The sequence below is a fragment of the Congregibacter sp. genome (genome assembly GCF_047617445.1).
GTDB lineage: Bacteria > Pseudomonadota > Gammaproteobacteria > Pseudomonadales > Halieaceae > Congregibacter.
The window spans coordinates 1-8318 of the sequence record NZ_JBLGBE010000116.1 but is presented as its reverse complement, the minus strand read 5'-3'; the positions used below and the strand labels follow the sequence as shown (position 1 = coordinate 8318).

6 protein-coding genes are annotated in these 8318 nt (G+C 55.8%); 1 reads left to right on the top strand and 5 read right to left on the bottom strand.

Features of this window, described 5'->3' with window-relative positions; all coding sequences use genetic code 11:
* A partial coding sequence (locus tag ACI9KD_RS16350; protein ID WP_414982237.1) for a GGDEF domain-containing protein occupies positions 1-930 on the top strand: 930 nt, incomplete at its 5' end.
* 24 nt (positions 931-954) lie between these two features.
* Here ACI9KD_RS16350 and ACI9KD_RS16345 read toward each other — a convergent pair.
* The 5 genes from ACI9KD_RS16345 to ACI9KD_RS16325 all read right to left on the bottom strand — a co-directional run.
* The gene (locus tag ACI9KD_RS16345; RefSeq protein ID WP_414982236.1) at positions 955-2631 is read right to left on the bottom strand and encodes an amidohydrolase; all 1677 of its coding nucleotides are present in this window, start codon (positions 2629-2631) and stop codon (positions 955-957) included.
* A 61-nt stretch (positions 2632-2692) separates the two neighbouring features.
* The gene (locus ACI9KD_RS16340; protein WP_414982235.1) at positions 2693-4408 is read right to left on the bottom strand and encodes a hypothetical protein; all 1716 of its coding nucleotides are present in this window, start codon (positions 4406-4408) and stop codon (positions 2693-2695) included.
* A 19-nt stretch (positions 4409-4427) separates the two neighbouring features.
* Positions 4428-5435: a glycosyltransferase family 2 protein gene (locus tag ACI9KD_RS16335; RefSeq protein WP_414982234.1), complete on the bottom strand. Its 1008-nt coding sequence runs from the start codon at positions 5433-5435 to the stop codon at positions 4428-4430.
* A 37-nt stretch (positions 5436-5472) separates the two neighbouring features.
* Entirely contained in the window at positions 5473-7533 is a 2061-nt protein-coding gene (locus ACI9KD_RS16330) for an SDR family oxidoreductase (RefSeq protein ID WP_414982233.1), read from the bottom strand.
* A 140-nt stretch (positions 7534-7673) separates the two neighbouring features.
* Positions 7674-8318, bottom strand: a 645-nt coding sequence (locus tag ACI9KD_RS16325; RefSeq protein WP_414982232.1) for a class I SAM-dependent methyltransferase, incomplete at its 5' end; no start/stop codon positions are given.

The following is an 8318-nucleotide window of genomic DNA, read 5'->3' as shown; positions in this document are numbered from 1 at the left end:
ATCATCCAGCAGTTGTTTAGCTACACCAAGCACCACTCTGGGGAAGAGGAGCGCATGATGCGCGCCGCCGAGTTCGACCAACGGCATCAGGAAGCACATTTAAGTCGCCACAAAGTGTTTCTTGAAGGAGTTCAGTGCATTCACGCAAACATGGCGAGCGACACCAATGCGGCCAGTCACTTGCTGGAATTTCTCACGCACTGGCTCACTGACCACATCCTCGGTTCAGACCAGAATCTGGCTCGCCAAATAAAAGCCATAGAAAAAGGCGCATCTCCACACCAGGCTTTTGAAGACGAAGAGCAGCATGCTAATGATGCGACGGGGCCGCTACTCGTTGCGCTCAATGCTTTGTTCCAGCAGGTTTCCACACGCAATCGCGAACTTATGCGGCTCAACCAGTCTCTCGAGGCTAAAGTCACCGAAAGAACTCGAGCACTGACAGAGCTCAACGCACAGCTCGACGAGTTGGCACATACGGACATACTCACCCAACTCCCCACGATGGAGTTTCTAGCAGATGCCTGGCGTGACTCCTTAGCCGCAGACACGCCCCTTGCCTGCATGATGGTTGATGCTGATCACTTCAAGGAGGTCAATGATCGCTACGGGCATGAGGCCGGAGATCAGGTGCTCAAGATCCTCGCGACGCAGCTTAAACATGGCTGCGCCGAAGGTGATCTGGTGGCCCGCCTTGGCGGCGACGAGTTTCTAATTATTTGCCCAAACATCACTCTGGAAGTCGCACTGGCTCGTGCGGAGCGCCTGAAGACTGCTATTGCCGGACTGAGTGTCATCGCTGGCGAAGGCGTGTGTAGTGGGGGCGTCAGCGTCGGAATCGCAGTACGTGACCCCGCGCTGCGCGACCACATTGCGCTCGTGAAGAACAGAGTGTCTATGAAGCCAAACGCGCTGGCAAAAGCCGCGTGAAGTCCTTATGGGCCGATGAACTCCTCAGGGTAGGCCTGACAAACTAGCCGCTTCAACAGCGCGATAAACAGGCTCACCAGCCACCACCGTAAGCATCACCTTGTTTTGCCAGATCTGCTCCCGGGGCACGGTGAAATAGTCATCGCGCACCAAGATAAAGTCCGCTGCATAGCCCGGCAAAAGCCGTCCGACCGTTTCCTCTGCGTGTCCGGCGTAAGCCGCATCTTCGGTAAACAGTGACAGCGCCTTATCCCGACTTACTGCTTCACCCTCTCGCCAACCACCCGGGGGCGCTCCTTCCCGATCCTGACGTGTCACCGCCGCGTGCAATCCAAAAAAGGGATTCGGCGGCTCTACGGGAAAATCAGATCCTCCTGCCAAAATTGCTCCGCTTTCAAACAGACTCTGCCAGGCGTAGGCACCCTCAAGACGCGCTTCACCTAGACGATCGCCTGCCATATTTTTATCGCTGGTGGCGTGGGTGGGCTGCACGGATGCAATCACGTCCAACTTGGCAAAACGCTCTATATCTCGAGGCCGCAGAATTTGCGCATGTTCGACTCGATGCCGAAGTGCCCGCTGCGCCGGCATCGCGTTAAGCTGCTCAAACTCGTCAAGCACCTTGGCATTGGCTAAATCACCGATAGCGTGAACATTCACCTGAAAGCCCAATGCGGCGGAGCGCTGAATCTGCGCTGACAACACCTCATCCGATAGAAGAAGCAGGCCCTTATTGCCCGGATCATCCGAGTAGTCCTCAAACAAGGCCGCTCCCCGAGAGCCCAGAGCGCCATCAGCCGAAATCTTTACACTGCGCAACACAAAAAGATCACTGGATTGCGCTCTAGGCCCCGCCGCCAAATCCTCTCCTATAAGCGGGTCAGCCATCCTGAGCATGGAGTAAATCCGCATGGGAAAACTTCCATCCGCAAGAAGACTGTCGTAGGCATCAATCTCCAGGGCGGTAGAACCGGCATCATGTGCCCCGGTCATCCCCAAACTCACGAGATAGTCCATGGCTCGAGACAGATCCTGTTTCTTGCTGACCACTGTTGCTTCGGGAAGTGCCTCTGCGATCAAGCGCATGGCGTTATCGATAAGGATCCCTGTGGGGGCGCCCTGGGCATCGCGCACGATCTGACCACCCGCAGGATCAACTGTGCTCGCCGTAATTCCCGCAAGCTCCAAGGCCCGACTGTTGACCCACAGCGCGTGGCGATCGACGCGATTAAGTACAACCGGTCGATCAGCAATCAAGGCATCGAGCGATGTGCGGCCTGGAAACTCACCACCCGTCCACAACACCTGATTCCAGCCGGCGCCAAACAACCAGGCGTCGGCCGGCGCATCTTGCGCGGCGGCGGCAACGCGAGCGGCAGCTTCGGCCTCACTGTCACTACCTGTGAGATCCACACTGGCCAAGGTCGCCCCAAGACCCGCTACATGCCCGTGAGCATCGATTAGACCGGGTAGCAGCGTCAGTCCGCCTGCATCGATTCGCTCTTGTGCAGTACTTGTCGCTGCGGCCTCTTCATCCTCGTAGAGGACCGTCACCACGCCGTCTTCATACTCCAGGGCCGCAAAAGCCAGCCGATCACCGTGGTGCATGGTGTAACCCTGCACATTGTGGATCAGTGTCGCCGCAGACAGCTGCAGCGGCAGAACCAATAGCGCAGCGACAAAGCCCGCATGCTTCTTCATCAAACTCTCCTTGGTATGCTGTTTTATGATCTTCGATAGAGCAGGTTCTCAGAACCCAAGACTAACGCAAATACTTGCTTGCGAATCGGGCGCGGCAACTATCCATCACCGAATCTGCCTCCCGCACCTGACCATTGGCCTGCAAGCTGCGCTTTAGCCAACTACATGTTGCCTGTCCCCAGGGCCTGCGATCATGGGCTCGGCTAGCGGCGGCTAAGGCTTCGGCATTGTCACCCTTCCGGGTCGCCACAAATGCGGCAGTAAGATCGCTGTTGACGCTGTCATCGGGCAAGCGCAGGGTCGCCGGCAAAACAAAGTCCTGATGCGCAAGCAGTACCCCGCGCACGTCCTGATACAACAAGCGCCAGCGCCCGGTTTGCAGTAAGCCGCGCATCAAACGCTCACCTCCCCGACCGCGGGGCCACATAAACAACTTGGCGCCGGAGCTCTCTATGGTTTCTATCCAGGCTCCCCGCCCCGCAAGAACAGCAACGTATTGCAGGTAGGTCTCATCGTCAAAGAGGGTATTCGCTCGGCCGTCGATGAATACTTTTAAGTCACCATCGCTGCGCCAGTGTAGATAACCACCCCAGTTGTAAAACGCAAAGGTGTTCCCCTGCAGGCCATTAACTTTTGCAAAATCCATCAGGCCATGGGGGTACACATACTCGGCCGTTAGGTAGTGGTAGGCGATGGGCGGATAAAGCGAGTACGGCGCTAAACGCATTCCAGCCCAAATCATCAGCGCAAGCAGCGCTGGGAGCGCCAGCGACTGTGCAAGGCGTTGACGCAGCAGTGCCGCCACAAAGGGCGCGAATAAAACCGCGAAAGCCATAGCCCAGAGAATAATAAAACGACGACTGGTTGCCGACATCGCTGCGCTGAGCAGACACATCGCCAAAACCTCAGGAATAAAAGAGACTCTGCGACGAACCACCGGCAGTACCCAGCTCAGACACAGCGTTGCAGCAACGACCAGTGAATAGGCGTAGAGCGGTGACACAATGCCGCCGGCCTCGAAGGGCGAACGCCATTCCCCGAGGCTGCGATAAGGAGAATCCGCATTTAACGCATACACCAATGGCAGCCAGAAGATCTTTAGGCCATCAGGATTCAACAGGCAAATCGCCGCACAGGCAGCCCACTTAAGCACTGCGTTTCGAACCGTATACAAAGACAGATCCCGCCAGGGACATAGCAGGATACCCAATAGCATCAGGCCAAATACGAAGCCGCCGTGAAGATTGACCCAGACCAAAAACAATAACAGCAGGTCTCGCAATCGGGCGGGACGCAGGAGCGCTAAATGCAGCAATAGCGCGATGCCCAATAAGGTGTAGAGCTGAGGCCTTAGATCCAAAAACGGTGCTGCGATCACTACCGCCGCAATACTCCCAACTAATCCCGCCAAAGGACTAGTGCTCACCCGGGTCAGTACCTGCTGCAGCAAACAAAAACTTGCAACGATGAGCGACCATTTCCAGATAACCAGACTCGGCACACCAAAGAACTGAACCCAACCGTAAAACACCAGGTCGGCCAGCCACTCATGGTTGTGCCAGGGACTACCAGGCTCGGTGTAGGACCAGTCGTCTGTCAGCCATGGGCCGCCGTTCTCTAAGATCTCCCGGCCCGCAGCGATGTGCCACCACAGATCCGAACCCATCATCTCGGTGAAGCCAAAAGACAGGTAGACCAGTGCGCCCACAACAAGCCAGGGCCACGCGCGTTGAGCTGGCCAGCCCAGCAAGGTCGTAGCGTTGATTACCTGAGACATCAGCCGCGCGTGATCGAAATCAAGGTTCAGCCGAGTGTTGCGTGAACATGCTCTTCTCAACCATGGGCTCGCGCTCAGTCTGACGCAACGGCAAGTCACCACTGGGACGATAGTCCATCACAAAGTACAGTTGCCGCGCCTTACTCTCATTGTAGGTTCGCGCGAGATACTCGCCGATGATCCCCAGACACACCAGTTGCACGCCACCCAGGAACAATATGACCACCATAAGCGACGGATAACCAGGAACCGGATTACCAAAAAACAAAGTCCGTAGTAGAAAGAGCAGCCCGTAGGCAAAAGCCATCACCGACGTAAAAAGACCCAACCAAGTCGCCAGCTTCAGAGGCGCCGCAGAAAAAGAAGTAATACCCTCGATAGCCAGATTCCACAGCCGCCAGTAACTCCACTTGCTGCGCCCACTTGTCCGTGCTTCTCGAGCGTAAGGCACAGCCTTTTGCGGATAGCCGATCCAGGCATAGAGGCCCTTCATATAGCGATGCTGCTCCCGCAGCTTGGCCAGCGCATCCACCGCCCGCCGGCTCAGTAATCGAAAGTCGCCGGTGTCCCGAGGTATTGGCACATCCGACAGTCGATCCATCAATCGATAGAAAATTGCCGCGCTCTTACGTTTAAGCCAGCTCTCACCGTCCCGGGATTCGCGCGTGGCATACACCACATCAAAACCCTCTCGCCAATGCTCAATCAACGTGGGGATCAACTCCGGGGGGTCCTGCAGATCAGCATCGATGACGACTACCGCGTCGCCGCCTGCATAATCAAAACCCGCGGACATAGCGGCTTCTTTGCCAAAATTGCGCGACAGGCGTAACACCGCAATGCGTGCATCGGTAGCCTGTTCAGCGTCCAGCCATTCACTGGAGCCGTCATTACTGCCATCGTCAACGTAAAGCAGGTCGGCAGACATATCCAATGCGTCAAGCACACTCAGCATGCGAGAGTGAAACCGGGGCAACATTTCTCGTTCGTTGTAGACGGGAACGACTACCGACAAAAGTTCAGTCACGTCTTCATTCCTGATTCCAACATCGCGCCTGCATCGCTTACCAGTGAACCCCGCGCATCACCTGCGCAAACATTTTTTGCGCGAGTTCCAGCTTACTAGACGGGATATTGCCTCGCTCCGCGGCGGCCTCGTCCTCACTGAGACCTCTTGCTGCCGGGGAGTCGGGGAACAGCGCATAGGCTTGACTCAAAAACGCCTCGGTCACACTGGGAATCGTGGCCTGGGCAACAGCACCCGTCACGCCCAGTCCCGTAGAAACGCGCTTGGGCTTCGAAATAATCGCCTTTATGACAAGATCCCGTGCCTGCTCCGGTGATAACGTTGGGAACGCCTTATACAGACTCGTCGGCGCAATCATGGGTGTCCGTACCAGAGGCATATGGATCGTCGTAAACGACACGTTCTTGGCCGCATACTCTGGCGCAGCACAAAGGCTAAAAGCATCTAACGCCGACTTGGATGCCACATAGGCAGAAAATCGCGGCGGACTGGTGAGCACACCAATGGATGAAATGTTAATGATATGTCCACGCTCTCGCTCTTCCATACCCGGCAAAAATCCCAGTATCAATCGCAGGGCTCCAAAGTAGTTGAGCTCCATGGTGCGCTCAAAATCATGGAAGCGATCATAGCTGTGTCGCACGGAGCGTCGAATCGAACGCCCGGCGTTGTTCACCAGAATATCGACGTGGCCATGGTCTCTAAGAACATCCTTGACCAGCTTCTGGCAGTTCTTTTCGCTGGATACATCGCAGGAGTAAGCCTGAGCATCACCACCTTTGGCGGCGATCTCCTTGAGCGTCTCGTCGAGTTTCTCAACGGTTCGGGCTACCAGTAACACGGTGGCGCCGGCACGGGCTAAGCGCAGGGCACACTCTTTACCAATACCGCTGGTGGCGCCCGTGACCATAACGATCTGGCCTTTGACCTTACGCCGCAGCACCGCCAGAGTGGGGCGTCCTATGAACTGGTTAAACAGGCCGTCCACTTCACGGATGACCGTATCGTTATCCCCACGCAAAAAATGCCGCCAGTAGTCCCACAGGACCTGTGCATAAGACTCATAGGGCGGACAGCTAATGCCTGCGGGCTCCAAAAAGGCCTGAGTTTTTGTGGAATCAAAGCGCGTCGGATAATTGATGTAACCAATAACCTGCGGTGGAATGCCCAGACGGGCCACGGCTTTCTCGCCCAGTGACTTCACACTGGGAAACTTGCTGATACCGGATCCTGCCAACTTCGCTGCTTTATCAAGTAGACCGATATTCAGCGAACGCAGCTTGGGGCCATTCGCGGCATCCATGGTGGCCTTGAGCAAATCACCGACCCGGATTCCATCGGGGTCTGTGAGAAAAAAGCACTGGTGATCCTGTCCATCGAGGTGGGCCAGGTAGTCCATAGCATTCACTACAAAATCCACAGGAACGATGTTCAGCAGCCCCGCCTTGTTCATCACTAACGGCAAGCCTTCCGGCGTGACTTTGCTGAGATTATCCAAAAGCCCAAAGAAGTAGTACGGGCCGTCGATCTTATCCATCTCACCAGTTTCCGAATGCCCGACCACCATGCCGGGACGGTAGATACGCCATTTCATTTCAGTCTCTTTGCGCACCAAACCTTCGGATTCGTGCTTGGTCAAAAAGTACGGGTGGTCCAGGGCACCAGCTTCCTCGAACATGTCCTCGGTAAAAGTGCCTTCGTACAAGCCGGCGGCAGCGATAGAAGAAACCTGATGAAAACAGCCAGCTCGCAAAGCCTTAGCCAGCACGATCGCCTGCGCCGTGCCGTTAACATTGCTGACGCGCTGACTCTCGGCATCTGCCTCCATGTCGTAAATAGCGGCCAGATGAAAAAAGTGATCGATTTTCCCTGCCTGCTGCTTCACCCAAGCGGGCTTAACACCGAGACGTTTTTTGCTCAGATCGCCTTCTACCGCCACAACCTGTTCGGCGGATGCGCCCCAGAGTGTTCGCAGCGCCGCAAGCTTGGGCAAGGAGCCGGGACGTACAAGCAGGAACACTTTGCCACCGCGATCCAAAAGTTTAGGAACCAAAAAACGCCCAATAAAACCGGTGCCGCCTGTCACAAAGTAATTCATGCAAATCTCCAAAGGGCGTCAAATCACAAAACGCCAAAGCCTATTATTGCTTATCAGTTATCGAAGACCCCAAGCATAGATCAATTTGCCGGCTCAGATCCGATGATCTGACTCAAGCTCAGGCTCGGGCTTGCTGGCGTCTAAACATCTTTTTCCAATACATAGCATTGAGTCCAAAGCAGGCCTTCGAGCGCTGATCCTCGCAATACTCGCTCCATTGCCGCCAAGAGTCTTTGTCCCGGCTGGCCAGCAAACTCGCCGATCACTGGCAAGTAAAAACCCAACAACTGACGCTCCACGACACGCAGTCCCGCGCTCGCGCACTGAATCTCCAGCTGCGCGCGTGTCAGAAGATTGATATGGCCGGTGGGCTCAATCGGCTCGCGGTAGATCCAGCGCAGCAGCTGCACAACGCCCGGTAAAAACGCGACTTTGCCCAAGATCTCTAAGGGACTGTAAGGCTGTGGTGTCGTGAGAATCAGCTTACCGCCCGGAGCGAGCAAGGCCGCCATGGCATTCAGCAAGGACCTGGAGTCCGCCACATGCTCGATCACTTCTGAACACAGCAACAGGTCTATGGAGCCATCTTTTAGAGGGCTGTTCCTGAGATCACCTTGTACACAATCGATCCGTGCCTTGAGCTCTCTATCATCAAACAAGGTTTTTGTTGCTTCCAGATGGCTCGGCTCAATGTCAAAAGCGATCACCCGCTCGGCGGTCCCTGCAAGACTCTGCAGATACACCCCGGATCCGGGACCCACCTCCAACGCGGTAGCAACAGCCCG